The 23543-nt window shown below is 61.8% G+C and carries 21 protein-coding genes, 1 tRNA gene and 1 riboswitch; of the genes, 7 read left to right on the plus strand and 15 right to left on the minus strand.

Going from position 1 to position 23543, the window contains the following annotated elements:
• Positions 1-60 precede the first annotated feature (60 nt).
• On the plus strand, positions 61-474 hold the full coding sequence (locus tag AC1D1Z_RS04595; RefSeq protein WP_018072434.1) for a tellurite resistance TerB family protein: 414 nt from the start codon (positions 61-63) through the stop codon (positions 472-474).
• Positions 475-507: 33 nt separating this feature from the next.
• On the opposite strand, the gene AC1D1Z_RS04600 is transcribed toward AC1D1Z_RS04595, so the two are convergent.
• Entirely contained in the window at positions 508-1383 is an 876-nt protein-coding gene (locus AC1D1Z_RS04600) for a transporter substrate-binding domain-containing protein (protein ID WP_131647484.1), read from the minus strand.
• 431 nt (positions 1384-1814) lie between these two features.
• Here AC1D1Z_RS04600 and AC1D1Z_RS04605 point away from each other — a divergent pair, with 431 nt between their 5' ends.
• Complete coding sequence (locus AC1D1Z_RS04605) at positions 1815-3809, plus strand: methyl-accepting chemotaxis protein (protein WP_018447641.1); 1995 nt, start codon at positions 1815-1817, stop codon at positions 3807-3809.
• A 57-nt stretch (positions 3810-3866) separates the two neighbouring features.
• On the opposite strand, the gene AC1D1Z_RS04610 is transcribed toward AC1D1Z_RS04605, so the two are convergent.
• On the minus strand, positions 3867-4247 hold the full coding sequence (locus AC1D1Z_RS04610; protein WP_131647356.1) for a VOC family protein: 381 nt from the start codon (positions 4245-4247) through the stop codon (positions 3867-3869).
• Between the two features lie 415 nt (positions 4248-4662).
• Between AC1D1Z_RS04610 and AC1D1Z_RS04615 the strand changes: the two genes are divergently transcribed.
• Positions 4663-4941, plus strand: a complete 279-nt coding sequence (locus AC1D1Z_RS04615) for a hypothetical protein (RefSeq protein ID WP_028731565.1) — start codon at positions 4663-4665, stop codon at positions 4939-4941.
• 26 nt (positions 4942-4967) lie between these two features.
• Here the strand turns inward: AC1D1Z_RS04615 and AC1D1Z_RS04620 are convergent.
• Positions 4968-5041 (minus strand) — tRNA-Gly (locus AC1D1Z_RS04620).
• A gap of 59 nt (positions 5042-5100) precedes the next feature.
• On the minus strand, positions 5101-6195 hold the full coding sequence (locus tag AC1D1Z_RS04625) for a 2'-deoxycytidine 5'-triphosphate deaminase (protein WP_018244652.1): 1095 nt from the start codon (positions 6193-6195) through the stop codon (positions 5101-5103).
• A gap of 73 nt (positions 6196-6268) precedes the next feature.
• Positions 6269-6347, plus strand: a riboswitch (SAM riboswitch).
• 42 nt (positions 6348-6389) lie between these two features.
• Between AC1D1Z_RS04625 and AC1D1Z_RS04630 the strand changes: the two genes are divergently transcribed.
• On the plus strand, positions 6390-7574 hold the full coding sequence (locus tag AC1D1Z_RS04630) for an O-succinylhomoserine sulfhydrylase (protein ID WP_018244651.1): 1185 nt from the start codon (positions 6390-6392) through the stop codon (positions 7572-7574).
• A 242-nt stretch (positions 7575-7816) separates the two neighbouring features.
• Positions 7817-8209, plus strand: a complete 393-nt coding sequence (apaG, locus tag AC1D1Z_RS04635; RefSeq protein WP_003556205.1) for a Co2+/Mg2+ efflux protein ApaG — start codon at positions 7817-7819, stop codon at positions 8207-8209.
• 28 nt (positions 8210-8237) lie between these two features.
• Here apaG and AC1D1Z_RS04640 read toward each other — a convergent pair whose 3' ends face one another.
• The 3 genes from AC1D1Z_RS04640 to AC1D1Z_RS04650 form a co-directional block, all read right to left on the minus strand.
• The gene (locus AC1D1Z_RS04640) at positions 8238-9230 is read right to left on the minus strand and encodes an Hsp33 family molecular chaperone (protein ID WP_130813261.1); all 993 of its coding nucleotides are present in this window, start codon (positions 9228-9230) and stop codon (positions 8238-8240) included.
• An 88-nt stretch (positions 9231-9318) separates the two neighbouring features.
• The gene (gene argF / locus AC1D1Z_RS04645; RefSeq protein ID WP_018244648.1) at positions 9319-10233 is read right to left on the minus strand and encodes an ornithine carbamoyltransferase; all 915 of its coding nucleotides are present in this window, start codon (positions 10231-10233) and stop codon (positions 9319-9321) included.
• A gap of 42 nt (positions 10234-10275) precedes the next feature.
• Positions 10276-11475 carry an aspartate aminotransferase family protein gene (locus tag AC1D1Z_RS04650; protein ID WP_047617086.1) on the minus strand — a complete coding sequence of 400 codons (1200 nt, stop codon included), beginning with the start codon at positions 11473-11475 and terminating at the stop codon, positions 10276-10278.
• Between the two features lie 420 nt (positions 11476-11895).
• Between AC1D1Z_RS04650 and AC1D1Z_RS04655 the strand changes: the two genes are divergently transcribed.
• A complete protein-coding gene (locus AC1D1Z_RS04655) occupies positions 11896-12429 on the plus strand; it encodes a GcrA family cell cycle regulator (RefSeq protein ID WP_018244646.1) in 534 nt (177 codons plus the stop codon).
• A gap of 181 nt (positions 12430-12610) precedes the next feature.
• On the opposite strand, the gene phoB is transcribed toward AC1D1Z_RS04655, so the two are convergent.
• From phoB to phoR, 7 genes are all read right to left on the minus strand, one after another.
• The gene (gene phoB / locus AC1D1Z_RS04660) at positions 12611-13294 is read right to left on the minus strand and encodes a phosphate regulon transcriptional regulator PhoB (RefSeq protein WP_003545181.1); all 684 of its coding nucleotides are present in this window, start codon (positions 13292-13294) and stop codon (positions 12611-12613) included.
• Positions 13295-13428: 134 nt separating this feature from the next.
• Complete coding sequence (gene phoU, locus AC1D1Z_RS04665) at positions 13429-14142, minus strand: phosphate signaling complex protein PhoU (RefSeq protein WP_018244645.1); 714 nt, start codon at positions 14140-14142, stop codon at positions 13429-13431.
• Positions 14143-14186: 44 nt separating this feature from the next.
• Complete coding sequence (gene pstB, locus AC1D1Z_RS04670; RefSeq protein ID WP_003556197.1) at positions 14187-15002, minus strand: phosphate ABC transporter ATP-binding protein PstB; 816 nt, start codon at positions 15000-15002, stop codon at positions 14187-14189.
• Between the two features lie 15 nt (positions 15003-15017).
• Positions 15018-16340 carry a phosphate ABC transporter permease PstA gene (gene pstA / locus AC1D1Z_RS04675; protein ID WP_018447650.1) on the minus strand — a complete coding sequence of 441 codons (1323 nt, stop codon included), beginning with the start codon at positions 16338-16340 and terminating at the stop codon, positions 15018-15020.
• Positions 16337-17818 carry a phosphate ABC transporter permease subunit PstC gene (gene pstC, locus AC1D1Z_RS04680; protein WP_026230872.1) on the minus strand — a complete coding sequence of 494 codons (1482 nt, stop codon included), beginning with the start codon at positions 17816-17818 and terminating at the stop codon, positions 16337-16339. The genes pstA and pstC overlap by 4 nt, the downstream gene beginning before the upstream one ends.
• A gap of 170 nt (positions 17819-17988) precedes the next feature.
• Positions 17989-19023, minus strand: a complete 1035-nt coding sequence (locus tag AC1D1Z_RS04685; RefSeq protein WP_018244642.1) for a substrate-binding domain-containing protein — start codon at positions 19021-19023, stop codon at positions 17989-17991.
• Between the two features lie 644 nt (positions 19024-19667).
• A complete protein-coding gene (gene phoR, locus AC1D1Z_RS04690; RefSeq protein ID WP_131647357.1) occupies positions 19668-20891 on the minus strand; it encodes a phosphate regulon sensor histidine kinase PhoR in 1224 nt (407 codons plus the stop codon).
• 242 nt (positions 20892-21133) lie between these two features.
• Here phoR and ppk2 point away from each other — a divergent pair, with 242 nt between their 5' ends.
• The gene (ppk2, locus tag AC1D1Z_RS04695) at positions 21134-22015 is read left to right on the plus strand and encodes a polyphosphate kinase 2 (RefSeq protein ID WP_026188606.1); all 882 of its coding nucleotides are present in this window, start codon (positions 21134-21136) and stop codon (positions 22013-22015) included.
• Between the two features lie 25 nt (positions 22016-22040).
• On the opposite strand, the gene AC1D1Z_RS04700 is transcribed toward ppk2, so the two are convergent.
• Entirely contained in the window at positions 22041-23228 is a 1188-nt protein-coding gene (locus AC1D1Z_RS04700; RefSeq protein ID WP_018244639.1) for a hypothetical protein, read from the minus strand.
• Positions 23229-23543: the final 315 nt, after the last annotated feature.

Consider the following 23543-nt stretch of genomic DNA (forward strand, 5'->3'; position numbering starts at 1 on the left):
GATCCCTTGTAATGGCTGTCGCCAATTCCTAATCTGGGCTGATCGAAAAAGGAATCAGAGATGAATAAGCCGCTTTCCGCCCATGATGCGCTGATCTACGTGATGGTGATGGCATCCGCCGTCGACAGCACGATGAACGACAGGGAACTGGAGAGGATCGGCCAACTGATCGGATTCCTGCCTGTTTTCCGGGATTTCGATGACGACAAGCTGATTGCGGTGGCGCGCGACTGCGCCTCTCTGCTCGCCGGGCCGGAGGGCCTCGACGTCGTGCTCGAAACCGTGCGCGACACCCTGCCCGCAAAACTTTACGACACGGCCTATGCGCTGGCCGTCGAGGTGGCATCGGCCGATCTCTCGGTCAAGGCGGAGGAGTTGCGGCTGCTCAGCCTGCTGCGCGACCGGCTCGGCCTCGACAAGCTCACCTGCGCGGCAATCGAGCGCAGTGCGATTGCCCGGTTCCGCAAGGGCTAGGGGCTAAAGCGCGTCTCGCGTCTTTTAGCGGCTTCAATAGAGCCCGTAGGGAAAGTAGCGCAGATAGATTTCCTGGAGGCGGCCGTTGCGCGACAGCGTGGCGAGCGCGTGGTCGATGGCGGATGTCAGCACACTGTCCTTCTGCCGCAGCATGATCGTCATGCCCTCGCCAAGAAATTGCTCGGAGAGATAGGGACCGTCGAACAGCGCGCAGCATTTTGCCGAGGCCGGCGAAAAGACCCAGAAGGAAAGCTGCAGCGCATCGGCAAAGGCGGCATCGACCTTGCGATCCTTGAGCGCCGCCAGCAGGGCGTCCTTTGTGTCGAATGGCTCGGCCTTGATCGCCGGGAAGAAGGCTGCCAGCATTGCCTCGTGCACCGTACCCCTGACCACACCGACCGGATGTTTCGACAGGGCGGCAGCGGTCTTTCCGTCGAGCGGCACGGCGAGATTGCGCACGAAGCGCGCCGGCAGCATCAGGTAAGGTCTGGAGAAGACGAATTTCCGGCGCAACTCCGGGGTCACGGCAAAACCGGCGATGACGGCATCGCCCTGCGAGGCGGCGAGCGCGTCCCTGAGGTCGGCGAAGGGGAGTGCCTGGATCTGGCACTTGTCTGAAATCTCCAACTCGCTGCAGATTTCGCGGGCGAGGTCGACATTGAAGCCGGAGAGCTTGCCGTTCTGATCGGTGAAATTGAAGGGCGGGAAGTCGACCGAGGTCAGGAAGCGCAAGCGCACCAACGAGGAGAGATCGGGCTTGGCAAGACGTTCGCGTGCATCGAAGAGCAGCGGCAGCGAGGGGGACGCCTGCTGGGCGGCTGCGGCCAAACTCGAAAGAAGCACGCCCAGAAACAGGCCGAACGCGAGAAAACCCTTCAGAGTCAGGGATGCCAGCTTGGATTGCATCATCGTGATCTTGGTCTCTGGGTTAAGCGCGAAGCATTACGGCGTCGGCGAGATGTATCAGAGTCATGCGTGGTGGGGAATATGCGTGGAGGTGAGCCGGATCGTGGCGAGGGCACGTCCCCTCACCCCGTTTGTTACGCGGAGAGGGTTAGGGTGAGGGCAGCCGGCGCGGACCGACAGCCGTGGCAACGCACCCGAGATGACAATTCAGCCCCTAAAAATCACAGTCATCCGCCGCCCGGTGTTAGCGCGGAATTAAAGAATATCGCCTTTATTTGTCGCGACGACATCGGACCCCGCCAGCCGATCGCATGATGCAAGCGTCAGCCCAAACGTAATCCCTAAACCGCAATATTGAAGCAGCGTTTTTCTGCAACAATTGATTTCAAAAGCACCGGGCGCGCGACACGCCCCGTCAATCGGGTGACATTTCCATGCTGAAACATCTGAAAATCCGCACAAAAATCATATCGGTCGTGGCGCTGCTCGGGCTGATCACCATGGCCGGGCTGATCTATGTCATCTCCGAATTCCGCCGCGCGGATGCGGCCTACAGCGCCTTCATCGATCATGAGGCGCAGGCCTCGATGCTGAGCGCGCGCGCCAGCGCATCGGCGGTGGCCTCGGTGTTGCAGGTCACCCTGCTTGCCGACATGAAGCCCGATACGCCGGCATTCCAGACGGCGCTCGCCACTCCGAGCAAGCTGCCGCAGGCGCGTGACCGCATGAAGCAGGCACTGGCGCTGGTGCCCAGCCGCAAACCGGCGATCGATGAAATCCAGGCGGGAATCGATGAGATCGAAACCCTGGCAAACAAGATCACCGAACAGAGCAAAGCCAAGGACAGCGCCGGCGCGCTTTCGAATGTTGCCCTGATCAATGCCAAGCTCAATGCGCTGACGCCGAAGATGATCGCCAACAATGATGCGATGATGGCGATGCTCAACGATGGCGGCGACGCGCTCTCGGCTTCCGTCAACGGGCGGATCGTCTTCTGTTTCGTGCTGATCGGCATCGCGGTTCTCGCCGCCGTCGGCTTCAGCGTTTTCGTCGCCCAGATAGGCATCGCCGGCCCGATGGCACAGCTGCGCCAGCGCATGACGCGGCTTGCCGAGGGTGACACAACAAGCGATGTCAGCGGCCTCGACCGCGGCGACGAAGTCGGACAGATGGCAAAGGCCGTTTTGGTCTTCCGTGACAATGCGATCGAGCGGGCCCAAATCGAGGCACGCGCCGAAGCCGACCGCAACGTCAGCGACAGCGAGCGCCGCGAACGCGAAGCGCAGAAGGTCCGCGAAGCATCCGAACTGGAACGCGCCGTCACCGCACTCGGCGACGGCCTGCGCCGCCTTGCCGCCGGCGATCTCGCCTCGCATATCGACGAACCCTTCGTCGCGCATCTCGATGCGCTGCGTGCGGATTTCAACAACTCGGTCGAGAAGCTCAACGAAACCCTGCATACGGTCGGCGCCAATGCCCGGGCGATCGGCGCCGGCGCCAATGAAATCCGCTCTTCCGCAGACCAGCTTTCGCAGCGGACGGAACAGCAATCTGCCTCCGTCGAAGAAACGGCAGCGGCGCTGGAGGAGATCACGACGACGGTGCGCGACGCCGCCAAGCGGACCGAGGAAGCGAGCCAGCTCGTCGCCCGTACCCGCCTCGGCGCTGAAAAATCGGGCGAGATCGTCCGCAAGGCGGTCTCCGCCATGCAGCAGATCGAGAAATCTTCGGGCGAAATCTCCAACATTATCGGTGTCATCGACGACATCGCCTTTCAGACCAACCTTTTGGCTCTGAACGCCGGCGTCGAAGCGGCGCGTGCCGGCGAAGCCGGCAAGGGTTTTGCGGTCGTCGCCCAGGAAGTGCGCGAGCTCGCCCAGCGCTCGGCCAAGGCGGCCAAGGAGATCAAGGCGCTGATCAGCACCTCTGGCACGCATGTGCAGACCGGCGTCTCGCTGGTCGGCGAAACCGGCAAAGCGCTCGACGCGATCGTCGCCGAGGTGCAGGAGATCAACCAGCACGTCCACGCGATCGCCGAGGCCTCCCGCGAACAGTCGATCGGCCTGCAGGAGATCAACACCGCCGTCAATTCCATGGACCAGGGCACACAGCAGAATGCGGCGATGGTCGAGGAATCCACTGCCGCCAGCCACAACCTCGCCACCGAAGCGGCAGCGCTCAACAATCTGCTTGGCCAATTCAGGCTGACCGGCACCGGCGGCTTCACCGCCAGCGCGCCTATCGCCACAGCAGCACCACGCGCGCCCGCCCGCCCGGCAGCAAGGGCAGCCCCGATCCGCGTCGCTAGGGAAGGCACCGCCCGCCCGGCCGCCTCGCCGGCCCGTGCGCTCGGCCAGAAGATCGCCAACGCCTTCGGCGCCGGCGGCAGCACGTCGCCGAGCCAGGATCCTGACTGGACGGAATTCTGAGCCGGTCAAAACAGGCATTGGCAAGGGCGGCTGCGGCCGCCCTTGCTATTTGGGGACCTAACCCTGTCGCCAGCCGATCTCGACCAGGATGTTTCCGGGCGCCGTGCAATAAAATAGCCAGCCGCCGCGCATGGCGGCCGGCGGGCCGGACAGCGCAGCACCGGCAGCCGCAAGCCCGGCATGGACCGCATCGACATCCGCCCTTTCGGGCAAAATGAAGCCGATATGATAGGTCTGGCGCCCGATCTCCACCTGATCGGCGGTGCCGAACTTGGCGATGGCGTGGCTGAGGACAATTTCGAGGCCGGCATCGTCTTCCAGGATCGCGAGGCCGTTCTGGCCGCGCATATCCTTAAGTCTCAGGCCGAAATGACGGATCAAGAAATCCGCCGTGGCAGCAATATCGGGAACGTGGAAATCGAGATGGTTCAGGCGCATGACAGTCTCCGTTCGAAAAAATCCCGGGACTGCCTTTTTGCCGTCTCCGCACGCCGCCGGGATCCCGCATCTTCATGCGGATCACGTCGCGGGTTCTCGTGCCATGGCACGGAGCAGAGCTTCGCCGGAGCGCTTAACGCTCCAGCGGAAGGGACCGGGCTTACCTCAACCGATCCTGCCTTTTTCGACGATGCCGATCTAGCAGATGGCACCGGTTTCGGCAATGGATGCGTCGGTGCACCACTGGTGGAACGGGATTGTCACCCTAATATCAATAGGTGGCCGTCGGCCACTCGATCACAGCGTCCCCGGCGACGCTTCCCGAAGGGTTGAAGAGCGGCATGGGCATTCGTGTCGTGAACCCTCTCCGGCAAGGCGTAGAGTGATACTGTTCACGGCATTCGGAGGGATGGACATGAAACCTGCAATCATCGGCCTCATCGGCACGCTCGTTCTCGCCGGATGCAGCACCGTCACCTATGGCGGCCCCGGCCTCGAACCCATACCGGGAAGCATCACCTATAGCGGCCAGCCCCGTACCAAGCTCACCAAATCACCGGTTGGTTCCGCCTTTCCGCATGATTTTATCGACCAGTACGGCCAGCAGGTGGAGGAAACCTACATCATCCAGCCCGACAGAAGCCTGATCATCGCGCATCGTCGGTACAAGCCGATCCGGTTTTTCGGGGATTAGGCGCATCAGGTATAGTTTGCGGGAGCTGGAGCGGGTGAAGGGAATCGAACCCTCGTATTCAGCTTGGGAAGCTGCTGCTCTGCCATTGAGCTACACCCGCGATGAAGCGAGATTTCCAACAGATGGGGGCCGCTGTCAAGTCGCGGCCGCCGGGAAGGCTCAGATGCGGAAGTGCTTCGAGAGCTTGAGGCCCTGGGCCTGATAGTTGGAGCCGAGGCCGGAGCCGTAGAGGCTGGCGGGCTTTTCCTGCATGTGTTCGTAGACGAGGCGGCCGACGATCTGGCCGTCTTCGAGGATGAAGGGCACTTCGTGGCTGCGCACTTCGAGCACGGCGCGGCTGCCGCGCCCGCCGGCAGGCGCATGGCCGAAGCCCGGATCGAAGAAGCCGGCATAATGGACGCGGAATTCGCCGACCAGCGGATCGAAGGGGGTCATTTCGGCGGCATAATCCGGCGGCACGTGCACGGCCTCGCGCGAGACGAGGATATAGAACTCGTCCGGATCGAGGATCAGTTCGTTGCGGCCACGGCTGTAGAGCGGCTCCCAGAAATCATAGATGTCGTGCTGGGCCTTCTTGTCGACATCGACGACGGCGGTGTGATGCTTGCCGCGATAGCCGATCAGGCCTTCCTTGTCTCCGGCGAGGTCGATCGACAGCGCGATGCCGCCGCCGGAAACGTTGGGCAGCTTACTGGCGACCAGCGTCTCGCTTTCATGCAGCTTCAACAGTTCCGGCTCGCCGAGCAGAGCCTGGCCGACGCGAAAACGGATCTGCGACAGGCGCGAGCCGCGGCGCACGACGATCGGGAAGGTGCGTGGGCTGATTTCGAGATAGAGCGGGCCGGCATAGCCTGATGGAATCTTGTCGAACTCCTGGGCGTAATCGGTGATGACGCGGGTGAAGATATCGAGGCGCCCGGTCGAGCTCTTCGGATTGGCCGAGGCCGACATGTCGGCCGGCAGCGCCAGGCTCTCCATCAGCGGCACGATATAGACGCAGCCGGTTTCGAGCACCGCCCCCTCGGAGAGATCGATCACATGCAGGCTCAGCCGGTCGAGCTTGTCGGACACCAGATGCGAGGGGCCGGGCATGAAGCTGGCGCGCACGCGAAACGCCTTGGCGCCCAAGCGCAGGTCGAGACTTGCCGGCTGGATCTGGTCACGGTCCAGCTCCCGTTCGGAGATCAGACGCTCCGTTTCGAACAGCGCGGAGATCGCGCGATCCGCCAGAATTCCCGTTTCACGAGCCATCATGCCTCATCCATCATTTGCCGCCGACAAAACCAAACTCGGGGAATTGACGCAAGCAGCTAACAGCAGTATTGCAGAATTATCCCGTGGTGATTTGGCCGGTCGGCTTGCAGCCACGTTAAACAAGTGGCTAAAAAGACCGGGTTGAAACCGGTCTGCTTTTGCGACCGGTTTTTTTGTTATGTGAAGGTGATGGCATGAGCAAGACCTGGCGCCCGGCAACCCAACTCGTCCACGGCGGCACGCTGCGTTCGCAATATGGCGAGACGTCCGAGGCAATCTATCTCACGCAAGGGTTCGTCTACGAGACGTCGGAGGCAGCCGAAGCCCGCTTCAAGGGCGAGACGGAGGGCTTCATTTACGCCCGCTACGGCAGCCCGACCAATGACATGTTCGAAAAGCGCATGTGCATGCTCGAAGGCGCCGAAGACGCCCGCGCCACCGCTTCCGGCATGGCCGCCGTCACCGCGGCGATCCTTTGCCAGCTGAAGGCCGGCGATCATATCGTCGCTGCACGTGCCCTCTTCGGCTCCTGCCGCTGGGTCGTCGAGACGCTGGCGCCGAAATACGGCATCGATTGCACGCTGATCGACGGCCGGGATCTTGCGAACTGGGAAAAGGCGATCACGGCGAAGACCAAGGTGTTCTTCCTGGAAAGCCCGACCAACCCGACGCTCGAAGTGATCGATATCGCAGGCGTCGCCAAGCTCGCCAACCAGATCGGCGCCAAGGTCGTCGTCGACAACGTCTTTGCGACACCGCTCTTCCAGAAGCCCTTGGAGCTCGGCGCCCATATCGTCGTCTATTCCGCCACCAAGCATATTGACGGCCAGGGCCGCTGCCTCGGCGGCGTTGTCCTTTCCGACAAGGAATGGATCGACGAGAACCTGCACGACTATTTCCGCCATACCGGCCCGGCGATGTCGCCGTTCAACGCCTGGACTTTGCTGAAGGGCATCGAGACGCTGCCGCTGCGCGTGCGCCAGCAGACCGAGAATGCGGCGAAGATCGCCGATTTCCTGGCCGAGCAAGGCAAGATCGCCAAGGTGATCTATCCCGGCCGCAAGGACCATCCGCAGGCCGATATCATCGCCAAGCAGATGACCGGCGGCTCGACGCTGGTCGCCTTCGAGCTGAAGGGCGGCAAGGATGCGGCCTTCGCGCTGCAGAACGCGCTTGAGATCGTCAAAATCTCCAACAATCTCGGCGACAGCAAGAGCCTGATCACCCATCCGGCGACGACGACGCACAAGAACCTGACGGAAGAGGCGCGCGCCGAACTCGGCATCTCGCCTGGTACGGTCCGCCTTTCGGCCGGCATCGAGGATACCGACGACCTGATCGAGGATTTCGCGCGGGCGCTTGCCAAGGTTTCGGCCTGACCTAGGGATAAAGGCGGCCGGACCTCATTTGGGGTTCGGCCGTGCCGGATCTCACAAAGTGAGGCCGGGGGAACAAGTTTGCCCGCCGCGGCGTTCCGAACCGGAATTAACACTGACAATTAGGCTTAACGATCGAAAACCCTTCGAACCATAGCCGTTTCAGCGATGATAATTGTTCCGTTTCTTGACGGACAGGGCCTCTTATAAGATACGGGTAACATATCTTGACTAAGGTGCAAGGCATGTATCGCGCCCTCACAAGAGACATCGAAGTTGTAGTCGAACCGTTCTATCTGGAGGAGCAATCCGATCCGGACGACGATCGTTATGTCTGGGGTTACCGGATTGTTATCAGCAACAATTCCGGCATCGCCGTTCGCCTGGTCAACCGTTACTGGAACATCACCGACCAGAACGGACAGGTGGACGAGGTCACCGGTCCCGGCGTCGTCGGCGAGCAGCCGCGGCTCAGCCCCGGCGACACCTACGAATACTCCTCCGGCTGCCCGCTCGACACGCCCTCAGGGCTGATGTTCGGCCATTACCAAATGGAAACGGATGAAGGCGAGATGTTCGATGTCGACATCCCCGCCTTCTCGCTGGATTCCCCCGGGCTGCTGCGCGTGCTTAACTGAGGCGATAGCGCACCGCCTCTTTTCAGAACTATTCGGCCGGCTGAAGCTCGGCCGGCTCGAAGCGGTAGGTGGTCGAGCAGAATTCGCAGGTGACGGCGATCTCGCCATCTTCCTGGCTGGCTTCGATCTCTTCGGCCGAAAAACCCTTCAGCACACCCTTGATCTTGTCGCGCGAGCAGCTGCAGCGATCAAAGACGGCGCGCGGTTCATAGACGCGCACGCCGCGCTCGTGGAACAGGCGAAACAGCAGCCGTTCGGTACCGACAAGCGGGTCGGTGAGTTCATCGGCGTCGATGGTCTCGACTAGCGAACGGGCTTCGACCCAGGCATCGTCCTCGCCATGCGGGCGGTTGCCGGTGTCGCCGTCGCCGCCGTGGAGATCCGGCTGGCGCATGCGCTCCGGCGCTTCCGGCAGGAACTGGGCGACGAGGCCGCCTGCCCGCCAGCGATGGCGCGGCTTGCCGGCATCGTCACGATCGAAGAGTTCAGCGGCGGCAAGGCGGACGCGCGTCGGGATCTGCTCCGACTGGCGGAAATAGACGCCGGCAATTTCTTCGAGCGTAGTGCCGTCGAGCGCGACGATGCCCTGGTAAGGCTGGCTGAACTTGCCCTGGTCGATGGTGAAGGCGAGCACGCCCTTGCCAAGCAGTTGCTCCGGCTCGGTTTCACCAGACTCGATCGCCTTGTTGAGCAGCGCCTGATCGAAACGGGCATAGGCGCGGACATTTTCCGGCGTCGAGAAATCGGCGACGAGGAGATCGACCGGGCCATCGCCCTTGGTCTGCACCGTGAACTTGCCGTCGAACTTCAGCGAGGTGCCGAGCAACACCGTCAGCACGACGACTTCGGCAAGCAGCCGGGCAACGGGTGCGGGATAATGATGGCGCTCGAGGATCGCATCGAGCATCGGGCCGAGCTGGACGGCGCGGCCGCGCACATCCAGCCCCTCCACCTGGAAGGGGACGACATGGTCATCGCCGGCGAAATCAAACTGGCCGAGGGCGGCTGCAGCTTCTGCCATGGCTTTCACTCCTAGTTTAGAGCGATGGGCCAGCGTGCCCTTCGCTCACGCGGTCGCGAGTTTGTGACTCGCGACGTCCGATTATGGTTCAGATCGCGCCCAGGCACCAAGCAAGAATCGACTTCTGCGCATGAAGACGGTTTTCCGCCTCATCGAAGACCACGGATTGCGGACCGTCGATCACTTCGTCCGTCACTTCCTCACCGCGATGGGCGGGCAGGCAATGCATGAACAATGCATCATTGCCGGCTTTCGCCATCAAGGCCGCGTTGACCTGATAAGGCTGGAAGACATTGTGACCCCGGGCCCGATGTTCCTGATTCATGGAGACCCAGGTATCGGTCACCACGCAATCGACGCCGGCGACCGCACGGTCGGCATCATGGCAGAGCATGATTTCGGCGCCCTCATTGCGGGCCCAGTTCAGATAGTGATCCTTGGGCTCGGAGCCAAGGGGTACGGCCATGTTCATGCGGTAGCCGAAACGCGCGGCACCCTCGACCAGCGAATGCAGCACATTGTTGCCGTCGCCGGTCCAGGCGATGGTCTTGCCCTTGATCGGGCCGCGGTGCTCTTCGAAGGTCATGATGTCGGCCATGATCTGGCAAGGATGGGTGTCATCCGTCAGCGCATTGATCACAGGCACGGTCGCATGCTCGGCAAGCTCGACCAGCCGCGAATGTTCGGTGGTGCGGATCATGATCGCATCGACATAACGTGACAGCACCTTGGCGGTGTCGCCGATCGTCTCGGCGCGGCCGAGCTGCATCTCGGTGCCGGACAGGAACAGCGTTTCGCCGCCGAGCTGGCGCATGCCGACGTCGAAGGAGACGCGGGTGCGCGTCGACGGCTTCTCGAAGATCATCGCCAGCATCTTGCCGGCGAGCGGCTTGTCGCCCTTGCCGGCCTTGAAGGCCTGCTTGCGGGCGAGCGCATCGTTCATGATGGTTCTGAGATCGGCTGATGTGACCGCCGAAAGATCGAGGAAATGTTTAGGGCTCATATCGTCTTCTTACCTGTGCTGCGCCCGAAGGCGGCAATCTCTTCAAGCCGTCTTCTTGACCTTGGAGGCGCGAATGCTTTCGGCGGCGCGCTCGATGCGGGCAAGGCCCTCGCGGGCTTCCTCGGCGGTAACCACGAGGGGCGGAAGAAGGCGGATGACGTTGTCGCCGGCGGGTACGCCGAGCAGATGGGCGGCGCGGATCGCCTGCAGCAGTTCGGCGGAGGGAACGGCAGCCTTGATGCCGAGCAACAGCCCCTCGCCTCTGATATCTTCGATCACATCGGGATAACGATCCTTCAGCGAGGCGAGGCCCTGGCGGAAGACCAGTGCGACGTCGCGCACATGCTGGAGGAAGCCATCGGCAAGGATGATGTCGAGCACGGCACTGCCGACGGCCATGGCGAGCGGATTGCCGCCATAGGTCGAGCCATGCGTGCCGGCCTTCATGCCGGAGGCGGCCTCTGAAGTGGCAAGGCAGGCGCCGAGCGGAAAACCGCCGCCGATGCCCTTGGCGACAGCCATGATGTCGGGGGTGACGCCCGCCCATTCATGGGCGAAGAGCTTGCCGGTGCGGCCGACGCCGGTCTGGACCTCGTCGAGGATCAACAGCAGGCCGTTGTCGTCGCAGAGCTGGCGGAGCGCCTTCATGAATTCGGTGGTGGCAGGACGGACGCCGCCCTCGCCCTGCACTGGCTCGATGAGAATCCCAGCCGTGGCATCGGTAATCGCGGCGCGGACCGCTTCGATGTCGCCGAAAGCCACCTGATCGAAACCCGGCGCCTTGGGGCCGAAGCCTTCGAGATATTTCTCCTGGCCGCCGGCGGCGATCGTCGCCAGCGTCCGTCCGTGGAAGGCGCCTTCGAAGGTGATGATATGGAAGCGCTCGGGATGGCCCTTGGAAAACTGATAGCGGCGCGCCGTCTTGATCGCGCATTCGAGCGCCTCGGCACCCGAATTGGTGAAGAACACCTTGTCGGCGAAGGTGGCGTCCGTCAGCCGCTTTGCCAGACGTTCCTGACCGGGGATCTCATAGATGTTCGACAGGTGCCAGACCTTGTCGGCCTGCTCCTTCAGTGCGCCCACAACATGCGGATTGCTGTGGCCGACTGACGTGACGGCAACGCCAGCGCCGAAATCGAGATATCGCTCGCCGCTTTCGGTGATCAGCCACACGCCCTCGCCTCGCTCGAACCGCAGCGGGGCACGAGAATAGGTGTCATAAAGCGGCGCGGCTTCAGCCATGGCGCGATCTCCATCAAAGTTGCCGGGCAATGACTCCGGCTAAGGAAACCAGGCCCGAAAAATCAAAAATGCCGCCTTGCGGCGGCGAGGGGCACTATTTCCTTTTCGCGCTGCAATGTCAACAAAACTGCGCCCTTAGCGTATGCAGCAAGGGTGTACAGCGGCATTTTCAGTCTTCAACAGGCATTATTGCAGAAATGCCACGCAGAGGCAGCAAGTTGGGGAAAACTACGAATTCGATTCATCCGGATTCATGCGACTCTTGTCACGGAGTCAGCCTCACACTAGGTTAAAGATCAATTACTAGACTGCATGCGGCGGAACTAGTCACCAAAATTGATCAAGCGTTTCTTGTTTCGGAGCTCCCGGGACAACGGTGAGGGATTCTGCCATCACCAACGCAAAAGGTGGAGACAGGGCATGAACTGGACAGACGAGCGGGTCGAGAAACTCAAGAAACTTTGGGCCGAAGGACTGAGCGCCAGCCAGATCGCTGCGCAGCTTGGCGGAGTCAGCAGAAATGCGGTCATCGGCAAAGTGCACCGGCTGAGCCTTCCAGGCCGTGCCAAGGCTGGCGGCACCAACACCGCCGCACGAACGCCAAAGCGCAATACATCGGCGCCGCGCGCACCGAACTACACCTCACGGGTCGCCACGCGCACCGTTACCCGCCAGCAGGGCGCGACCATGCTGAAGGAAGAGATCGAGATCGAAACGATCGAGGAAATGGAATACGTGCCGAGAGGCAACGTGGTCGTGCCGATTTCCCGACGCCTCGGCCTGACGGAACTGACCGAACGCACCTGCAAGTGGCCGGTCGGCGATCCGCTGAAGGACGACTTCCATTTCTGCGGCTGCGAATCCCCCGACAATTCGCCCTATTGCAGCTACCACCAGAAGCTTGCCTACCAGCCGGTCAACGAACGCCGCCGGGCAGCCGCGCGGGCCAGCTGAGCGGGCTGACCATCGTTAGAATGCAGAAACGGGCCGAGTGGCCCGTTTTTTTGTTGCTGGATGGAAGCTCAGGTTTTCCTCCGTCATGCTCGGCCTTGTGCCGAGCGCAGATCCTCGGCACGAGGCCGAGGATGACGTCGCGGTTTTGCCAGGGATTTGTCAGCAACTCAAATGGAAGCCCTCAGGCTTCCATCGAATAACCGGCGCCGCGGACGGTGCGGATGACGTCCTGCATGTTGGAAAAATTCAGCGCCTTGCGCAGGCGGCCGACATGGACGTCGACGGTGCGCTCGTCGACATAGATATCGTGGCCCCAGACGCCGTCCAGAAGCTGCGAGCGGGAGAAGACCCGACCCGGTGACGACATCAGGAATTCCAACAGGCGGAATTCGGTGGGGCCGAGGCGGACTTCGCGGGTCTTGCGATGGACGCGATGGGTCTCGCGGTCGAGCTCGATGTCACCGCATTTCAGTACCGTCGACAGCACCTCGGGGCGGGCGCGCCGCAGCATCGCCTTGACGCGGGCAACGAGCTCGGGGGTCGAGAAGGGCTTGACGACATAATCGTCGGCGCCCGTCGACAATCCGCGAACACGCTCGCTTTCTTCGCCGCGCGCCGTCAGCATGATGATCGGCAGGCGCTCGGTTTCCGGCCGCATGCGCAGACGCCGGCAGAGCTCGATGCCGGAGACGCCGGGCAGCATCCAATCGAGGATGAGAAGATCGGGCGTGCGCTCCTGAAGCCGCATTTCGGCTTCGTCGCCACGAAGGATGGTATCGACCTCGAAGCCTTCCGCTTCGAGATTGTAGCGAAGAAGCACGCTGAGGGCTTCCTCGTCTTCAACAACTGCAACTCTCGGGATCATGCGTGTCGGTCTCCTCGCGCATGATCCTTAAACCGGGGGTGATTTAAGCAATGCATCCTGCGCAAATTCAGAAATTGGCTGCGACCTCGTGCGCGCCCGGATGGGCGCGCACGCAAGTGGCGGGGTGTGGGCGGTTATTCGGTGACCGCGCCGACGGTGTTGGCGCTGTCGTCCTTCGGACGGTCGCCTTCCGGCTGAGCGCCTGTCGTCATGTAATAGATCGTCTCAGCGATGTTGGTGGCGTGGTCGCCGATGCGCTCGATGTTCTTGGCGCAGAAGAGAAGATGTGTGCAGCTGGTGATGTTGCGCGGATCTTCCATCATGTAGGTCAGGAGCTCGCGGAACAGCGAGGTGTACATCGCGTCGATCTCATTGTCCCGTTCGCGGATCGCATTCGCCTTGTCGGCGGAACGATTGGTGTAGACGTCGAGCACTTCCTTGAGCTGAACGAGCGCCAGCTCGGACAGATGCTCGAGGCCGCGAGCGAGCTTGCGGGGAACGCCGGTGCTTTGGACGGCGATGACGCGCTTGGCGGTGTTCTTGCCGAGGTCGCCGACACGTTCGAGATCGGCGGCGATGCGGATCGAACCCATGATTTCGCGCAGGTCCGAAGCCATCGGCTGACGGCGGGCGATGGTGACGATCGCCTTGTCGCCGATTTCGCGTTCGGCGTGATCGAGGATCACGTCGTCGGAGATGACCTTCTGCGCCAGCGCGGTATCGCCGTTGACGAGAGCGCGCACGGCTTCGCTGACCATCTGCTCGGCCAGGCCGCCCATTTCGGAAATCCGCCTGGACAGGAACTTCAAATCATCATCATAGGCAGAAAAAATATGTGTCGATGCCATGGGGCTTTATCCTCGAATAACGGGAAGGCTTGGTGTCGCCAAGATCAGCCGAAGCGACCCATGATGTAGTCCTGGGTGCGCGGATCGTCGGGATTGGTGAACATCTTGTCGGTGTCGTTCTCCTCGACGAGATTGCCGAGGTGGAACATGGCGGTGCGCTGCGAGACGCGCGCGGCCTGCTGCATGGAGTGGGTGACGATGACGATCGTGTAGTTCTCGCGCAGCTCGTGGATCAGCTCCTCGACCTTGGCGGTGGCGATCGGGTCGAGCGCCGAGCAGGGCTCGTCCATCAGGATGACTTCAGGGCTGACGGCGACGGCACGGGCAATGCAGAGGCGCTGCTGCTGACCGCCCGACAGGCCGGTGCCGGATTCGTGCACGCGGTCCTTGACTTCGTTCCAGAGACCGGCGCGCTGCAGGCTGGTCTCGACGATCTGGTCGAGATCGGCCTTCGACTTGGCAAGGCCATGGATGCGCGGGCCGTAGGAGACGTTTTCATAGATCGTCTTCGGGAACGGGTTCGGCTTCTGGAAGACCATGCCGACGCGGGCGCGAAGTTCGACGACGTCGATATCGGGATCATAGATATCGTCGGTATCAAGCGTGATCTTGCCGGTGACGCGGCAGCCGTCGATCGTGTCGTTCATGCGGTTGAGGCTGCGCAGGAAGGTCGACTTGCCGCAGCCAGACGGGCCGATCAGGGCGGTTACGGTGTTTTCGCGGATGTTCAGGTTCACATCGAAAAGCGCGCGCTTTTCGCCGTAGTAAACCGAGACATCCTTTCCGATCATCTTATACGGGACGTTGCTCATCTTGTGATCCAGCGCCTTTTCAACTGCAGCTTCTGTCAACATGTTCATGATGTTTAACTCCGTTTACCAGCGGCGCTCGAAGCGACGACGCAAGAGGATGGCGCCCATGTTCATGACGATCAGGAACAGGAGCAGGACGATGATGGCACCCGAAGTACGCTCAACGAAGGCACGTTCGGCCTCGTTGGCCCACATATAGACCTGCACGGGCAGAGCCGTCGAGGGATCGAGCGGTGTCGTCGGCGCGTTGGCGACGAAGGCGACCATGCCGATCAAGAGCAGCGGCGCGGTTTCGCCGAGCGCATGCGCCAGGCCGATGATCGTGCCGGTGAGGATGCCGGGCATGGCGAGCGGCAGAACATGGTGAAACACCATCTGCATCTTCGACGCCCCGAGGCCGAGCGCTGCGGCACGGATCGACGGCGGCACGGCGCGCAGCGCCGCACGCGTCGCGATGATGATCGTCGGCAGGGTCATCAGCGTCAGCACCAGGCCACCGACCAGCGAAGCCGAGCGCGGCAGGCCGATGAAGTTGATGAAGACGGAAAGACCGAGCAGGCCGTAGACGATCGAGGGAACCGCGGCGAGGTTGTTGATGTTGACCTCGATCAGGTCCGTCAGCTTGTTCTTCGGCGCGAACTCCTCGAGATAGATCGAGGCGGCGACGCCGATCGGCAGAGCGAGCACGAGCACGATCAGCATCAGGTAGAGCGAGCCGATCAGGGCGACGCCAAGGCCTGCGGCCTCCGGACGGCTGGAATTGCCATTGACGAAGAGGCCGGTGTTGAACTGCTTGTGGAGAGCGCCGCTCGCCTTCAGCTCGTTCATCCAGGCAACCTGCTTGTCGTTGACCTTGCGGTTCTTCTCATCGACCGACAGATCGATCTGGCCCTTGTTGGCGCTGTCGACATTGGCGTCGGCGAGTACCGTGACGTTGACCGTCTTGCCGATGATCGACGGATCGGCGACGACCATGTCGCGCAGCTGGACCGGCGCACCCTTGGAGAGCATCGCGGATGCATCGCGCACATCGGGACGGCTTGCGGCATTGACGTTCAGCTGCTTGACGATCGCGTCGCGTAGGAGAACCGGGTAGTTGGCGGCGATCAGCACCGAAGGGTCGGTCGCACGCTTATTGTTCGGGTCGATCGTCTTCTCGGAGAATTCGATCGGCAGGGTAATCGCCGTCTGCTGGAAGGCGGTGTAGCCTTTGCCGATCACCGTCCACAACAGGATGAAGAGGAAGACGAGGCCGAAGGTGATGGCGGCGATGCCATAGGCCTGGAACCGGCGCTCGGCGGCGTAGCGGCGCTTGATGCCGATATCGCGGCGCACTGGCGCCTTGGAAACCGTGACGCCTGAAGTGGGAGAAACAATATCCGTCATTCGTACTGCTCCCGGTATTTGCGCACGATGTAGAGCGCGTAGATATTGAGGCAAAGCGTGATGCAGAACAGCGTGATGCCAAGGGCAAAGGCAACCAGCGTCTGCGGCGAGGTGAACTCAAGGTCACCAGTCAGCTGGTTGACGATCTTGACGGTCACCGTCGTCATTGGCTCGAAGGGGTTGATCTGGATGCGGGCGGCGACACCGGCGGCCAGCACGACGATCATGGTTTCGCCGATGGCGCGCGAAGCCGTCATCAGCAATGCGCCGACGATGCCGGGAAGAGCGGCGGGGAGAACCACTTTCTTGATGGTTTCGGAGCGTGTGGCCCCAAGACCGAGCGAACCGTCACGCAGGGCACGCGGCACGGCGGTGATGATGTCGTCCGACAGCGAGGACACGTAGGGGATCAGCATGATGCCCATGACGATGCCGGCCGTCAGAACGCTCTGCGCCTGGATGAAGTTGCTATAGTTGCCGCTGAGAAGACCGCTGATTTGGGCGGAGAAATCGCGCAGGAACGGGCCGACGGTGACGAGCGCGAAGAAGCCGTAGACGATTGTCGGAATCCCGGCGAGCACTTCGAGGAGCGGCTTGGCGACCCCGCGCACTTTCGGCGAAGCGTATTCGGCCATGTAGATGGCGGCGAAGAGGCCGACCGGCACGGCGACCAGCATCGCCACCAGGCCGATATAAATCGTGCCGAGCAGCAACGGGATGAGGCCGAACTGGCCGAAGGACGAGCTGCCGGCGCCGGCAAAGCGCGGATCCCAGACGGTGCCGAAGAAGAAGTCCATGGCGGGAACGGCCGCAAAGAAGCGCGCAGCTTCCGACAGCATGGAGAGCACGATGCCGATCGTCGTCAGAATGGCGATCGAGGAGGCGAGCAGTAGGCCCCAGAGCATGACGCGCTCGACCCGGTTGCGGGCGCGGAAGCGCGGAGCGATGGAGCGCAGCGCATAGAAGGCGCCGGCAACCGCGAGAGCGAAGACAACAGCCGTCATGGCGATGCGGCTCGTCATGCTCATGGTGTTGAGCTTTTTGGCGGCGTCGAGCATGTAAGGCAGCGGCTGGCCGGCAAGCGGCACACCCTTTTCGAGGAGCTTGGCCTGCAGGGCTGCCGGATCGCTGGAGACCGCCGCAGCTTCATCCGCGGTCAGCATCGTCAGGCCGCGGGCGACCGTCGCCACCATCGAATAACCAAGATCCTGCTCGACCGAGGCTTGAGCCTTGATGTCGTCGGGGACAGCGCCGCGAACCGAGGACTGGATGATGCCGGGGCTGATGGAAAGCCAGAGGCAGAGGACGATGAGGGCAGGAAGAACCGCCCAGATCGCGGCATAGGCGCCGTAATAGGCCGGCCGCGAATGCAATGCGGAGGATCGGCCTCCGGCAAGCGCCGTGGCCCGGCTGCGCGCGACCAGATAGGCGGCGGCTCCGATCACCACAAGGCACAAAAGTATGATGGATGTGCTCATTCGTTACGTCCCCAGGCCCATAGCCCCAAAAAGCCCGGCGGCTTCATCAGCCTGCCTTCAGCTTCCAATCATGGAGAAGGAATTCCAACCCTGCAGCTCCAGAACCGCCGGCGCGCAGGGACATAAGGCAATGCCGGCGCGGGCTGAAAGGCGCCGCGCCGGCAAAGTCATTACATGGACTTGCCTGCTTCGACGTCCTTGCGGATCGCGTCGCGTTCGGCATCCGGAGCGGCAACGAGGCCGTATTCGACGAGCGGGCTGTCGGGGCCGATCATCTGGTCGGATACGAAGAAGTTGACGTATTCCTTCAGACCCGGAACGGCGCCGAGATGTGCCTTCTTGACGTAGAAGAACAGCGGGCGGGAAACCGGGTAGGTGCCGTTAGCGATCGTTTCCGTGGACGGAACGATACCGCTCATGCTCGCAACCTTGAGCTTGTCGGCGTTGTTTTCGTAGAAGGAAAGGCCGAATACGCCGACGCCGGTCTTGTTGGCGGCGATGCGTGCGAGGGTTTCCGGATAGTCGCCGTCGATGTCAACGGCAGCGCCGTCCTTGCGGACTGCGACGCAGGCCTTGCCCTGGGCAGCCTTGTCGGCGATTTCCTTGGCGATGACGTCGGTTGCACCAGAGGCCTTGCAGCCGGCGGCGAGAACGTTCTGTTCGAAGACTTCGCGGGTGCCGTGCTTTTCGCCCGGGATGTAGGCAGCGATATCAACAGCCGGAAGCTTCGGGTTGACTTCCGACCACTTCTTGTAAGGGTTGGCGACGAGCTTGCCGTCGACGACGACCTGGGCTGCGAGGGCCTTGTAGATGTCGGCAGGAACGTAGGCGACGTCAGGGTTGGAAGCGTCGGTTGCGAAGACGATGCCGTCGTAGCCGATCTTGACTTCCTGGATGTCGGTTACGCCGGCAGCCTTGCAGGCTTCGGCTTCGTTCTTGTTGATCGGACGCGAAGCGTTCGCAATGTCGATGGTGTCTTCGCCAACGCCCTTGCAGAATTCCTTCAGACCAGCGCCCGTGCCGCCGGATTCAACGACCGGCGTCTTGAAGTTGGTGAAGGTTTCGCCGAAGGACTCGGCAACGATCTTTGCGTAAGGCAGGACGGTGGACGAACCAGCAACCTGAATCTGGTCGCGGGCGACGGCAGCGCCAGCGAAAGCGGCGGTTGCAGCGAGCGCGGCAACGGTGAGCTTGAAGGTGTTCATGTAAATCTCCCGGCATTGGGCTTGTGTGAGTGCGGCCTTTAGAGAGGCCCTCGCAGTGCCTTTTTTCATCGGCGAGACTCTCTTAGCGCTGTAAGCACCGTCCTTTTATGTCAAAGCGATGAAACATTTGTGACAGGTTAACTCATTGATTTATAATGATATATTTTAAATAGGCCGATCGACCATGTCGGGCGGCCAGCAAAGACCGGCAGTCAATCCACCTTGCGTTGCAAAAATCGGCTGCATATCGGTGGCAAATAGCGAAGCGGCGGCTTTCCGGCTTGCGCTCTTTCATCAAAGTCGTTCCGCGTTATTTGCATCCGGCTGCCGTCACCGCCCTTCGGACCCTCGTAGACGGGGCGAAGGGACATGCCGCAGCGTCTCGACTCCCTCTTCTCCCCTCGGGGAGAAGGTGCCCGTAGGGCGGATGAGGGGGCCAGCGAAGCCGGTCTTTCCTATAACCCGTGCAGGCGTCGTCTCGACCAATCGTCAAGGCCCTTGGGCAGGTGTCGCGGAATAGGTTTTACGTGAGAAGTGTGCCGTGTGGCCCCCTCATCCGCCTGCCGGCACCTTCTCCCCGAGGGGAGAAGAGATTTGCGGCAACCTCTCGATTCCTCGTGCGCCTCTCATAGGGGACGCATACGTCAGAAACGGACGGTAAAGTCCGTACCCTTGCCGACTTCCGACTTGACGATCAGCCGCGCCCGGTGGCGGGTGAGGATGTGCTTGACGATGGCAAGGCCGAGGCCGGTGCCCTTCTTCGAGCGGCTGTCCTCGATGCTGACGCGATAGAAGCGCTCGGTCAGGCGCGGCACATGCTCGGCGGGAATGCCGGGGCCCTTGTCGACGATGCTGACCTCGACCGGCTGGCCGGTGCCGTTCTTCAGCCAGACATCGACGACCTCGCCCTCCTGGCCGTATTTGCAGGCATTTTCCATCAGGTTTTCGAACACCTGGACAAGCTCGTCGCGGTCTCCCAGCACCTCGACCTTACCCTCGGGCAGATGCAGGTTGATGTCGACGCCGACATCCTTTGCCAGCGGCACCAGTGAATCCCTGACATGGCCGAGCAACGGCACCAGGTCGATCTTCTCATCCGGCGCGATGTGCGATTTCAGCTCCAGGCGAGAGAGCGACAGCAGGTCGTCGACCAGCCTGCTCATGCGCGTCGCCTGATCGAGCATGATATTGAGGAAACGCGCCTGCGCCTTCAGATCGTTCTTTGCCGGCCCCTGGATGGTCTCGATGAAGCCGCGCAGCGAGGCAAGCGGCGTGCGCAGCTCGTGGCTGGCATTGGCGACGAAATCCGAGCGCATGCGGTCGATGCGGCGGACCTCTGAAATATCGCGGAAGGACAGGATGAAATAGCGCTCATGCGGGCCGTCATCGGCCGCGAATTCAATGGGCGCGCTGCGCACGATATAGACGCGCTCGGAGGGCAGCCGCTCGGAATGCTCGATCTGGTTCGGCGCGTTGGTGGCGATGGTTTCGCGCACCATGTCGAGCACACCCGGCGAGCGCAGGCGGGCCGATATATGGGCGCCGAGCGCCACCTCGCCGAAGGCCTTTTCGGCAGCGCGGTTCTGGAAGAGCACCGAGGCATCGTCCGACAGCAGCATGACAGGAAAATCGAGGCCGGAGAGCGTGGCGGAAACCTCCGGCAGGCGGCTTGGCGGCGCCTCCGGCTTGATCTCCACCGGCGGGGCGGGTTCGGTCGCAATGACGGGCGCCTCGTTGAAAAGCGCGGCGAGGATCATCACAAGCAGCAGGACAAGCACCACCCACTTGTTCATGCCGGTGGCAAGCGCGGCGAGCGCGCTGAGGATTGCCGCAAGCAGCACCGGCCGCTCGCGCCTTATGCGCGCCAACAGGCTTTTTCTCCATGGAGTGTCGTCTGGCAAGTGCCCTCGCGGCGTCGATTCGTTTTTCTTTATATTGAACTCTGCCTGATAGCGGCAATTCATGACAGAAGTTTTCGGCTGGCCGTCTGAGATGGGAAAGGCCGCAGCCGAAGCTTAAGAAAAATGACCGGCCGGCCGCGAAAGATTTGATTTTCAACGGTAACTATGTTCGCCTGCACGAGAGAAACGATCAGGCCGAGGAGGAGCATATGGACGAGGACGTCGAAAACAGGGCCGTGGAGCTGGAGATCCGCGGAAAGAAACGCACCTTTGATGTCGACGATCCCATTCTGCCGGACTGGGTGGACGAGCACGCGCTGGAATCCGGCGATTTTCCCTACAAGAAGAAGCTCAAGGAAGAGGACTATCTGGAGGAGCTGGAAAAGCTGCAGATCGAACTCGTCAAGGTGCAGTTCTGGCTGCAGGCGACCGGCAAGCGGGTGATGGCGCTGTTTGAAGGGCGGGACGCCGCCGGCAAGGGCGGCGCGATCTCCGCCTCCTCCGCGCATATGAACCCTCGCCTTGCGCGCGTCGTGGCGCTGACCAAGCCGACCGAGCGCGAGCAGGGGCAATGGTATTTCCAGCGTTATGTCGCGCAGTTTCCGACGGCCGGCGAATTCGTGCTGTTCGACCGCTCCTGGTACAACCGCGCCGGCGTCGAGCCGGTTATGGGTTTCTGCACGCCGCAGCAATATGAGGACTTCCTCAAGCAGACGCCGCAGCTCGAAAAGATCATCGCCCATGAGGGCATCTTCTTCTTCAAATTCTATCTCGATATCGGCCGCGAGATGCAGCTGAAGCGCTTCCACGACCGCCGGCACGATCCGCTGAAAGTCTGGAAACTGTCGTCGATGGACATCGCGGCGCTGACGAAATGGAGCGATTACAGCGACAAGCGCAACCGGATGCTGAAGGAAACCCATACGGATTTTGCGCCTTGGACGGTGATCCGCGCCAATGACAAGCGGCGGGCGCGCCTCGAGCTGATCCGCCACATGCTGAACAAGATGGATTATGACGGCAAGGACAAAAAGGCGCTGGGAACGGTCGATGCGGAGATCATCGGCTCAGGCCCAGGTTTTCTGAAATAGGGCACCGGCTCCGCCGGGGCTGAGATCATTGCCCCGGCAGAATGCGGATGGCGAAGAGGTTGATGCCGCGCGCCTTGCCGTCGAGATCGCTATTGATCGTCAGCGTGCCCGGCGAATTCGGCGCCAGCGAGCGGTCGAACTTCACCTGCAGCAGCGCATCCGATTTTTCCCGGGTGACGTTGAAGCGATGGCGGGCGCAATTGCCGAGCGTCTGGAAATTGCACTCGACGGTGATCTGGGTCGGCTCGTCGGTGGTGGATTGCAGTGTCAGCGCGATCGTCGAGGATTTGCCGGCAAGCTGCTGCAGCACCGAGGGGGGTACGCTGATCGAGATGTTGCCATCGGCCGTACCGCTCTCGGAAATCAACCGCACGGCAGGGCCGTCATTCTCGGCGATCTTTTCGGTGCGCGCCCGCGGGCCGCTTTGGATCTTGTCGGCGTCTTCAGGCTTGAACAGCGGGATCCAATCGGCCGAGAAGCTGTTCTGCGGATCGATGGTCACCGGCTGATCAGTGTGGGAGGCGGCATTGCCGTCGCCATCGTCATTGCCGGTGAAATCCTCGGGCTGGGTGCTTGCCGGCGGGTTGGCAACGCTGGTGTCGCGCTCTGCCGCCGACATCAGCAGACCTGATGTATGCGCCCACCAGGCGCCGATGCCGATGAAGGCCAGCAGGACGCACCAGACGAGCAGTCTCGAAAAGAATTTTCGCGGCTTGCGGCGGCCTGCCGCCCGCTCCGGACGGAAATCCATATTGGTGGCGCGCTGACCGCGGGTAAGGCGTTCCTCGCCGACGGGGGCGGCAGCCAGATGATCGGCACTCCCGGCATGCACGTCGTCGAGGCTGGACTCGTCGCCGCGGCTTGGGGCCACGTCGGGCGCACGGGTCTCGCCTGAGACCATGGGACCGTCAAACTGATCGATTTCGGCTTGGTGAACCGGCGGCGCCGGCATTTCCACCACGGGCGGCACGGGCACTTCAGGCGGCCTCTGGCGTGGGTGAAGGCGGTCGCGCTCTTCGCCTTCGATGGCGTGGATGGTGCTTTCCAGGCGATGGCGGTGATGGGCGACGACCTCGGTGTCGGTGATATCCTGCTTGCGCAGGCCGGCTTCCAGCGCCTGGCGGGCGGACTGATAGATCCTCGCTCGAACCTCCGGATTATCGCGATCGGAATTCTCGAGCGCAGTTCTGATGGCCGTTTCTAATCCGCTCACATTCAGTCCTTCACCTTGAATTCGGCATCGGACTGCAATCCCCGCCGTTCTCCATCAAAATTCGGTAGCGTCAAGTGCGGCAAACCGCAAGCCTTGCGAGGGCGGGCCGCCGTTGATCGGCGGGGATAATCGGCAGGTTTCACCGCTTGCGGGCCTTATTCTATTAGCTTTCTCGGACGTATATATTCGGGCTGAAATCGACGAAGGCATGGCAGCCACTCTTTTATCGCCTTTTCATCTCTGTTATGAGATTGACGTTTTCGTAAACGTCAATGGAAGCGACGAACCATGGCCCTGCCCCCGATCCTCAAGGAC

Source organism: Rhizobium sp. P1_E1 (genome assembly GCF_056406015.1).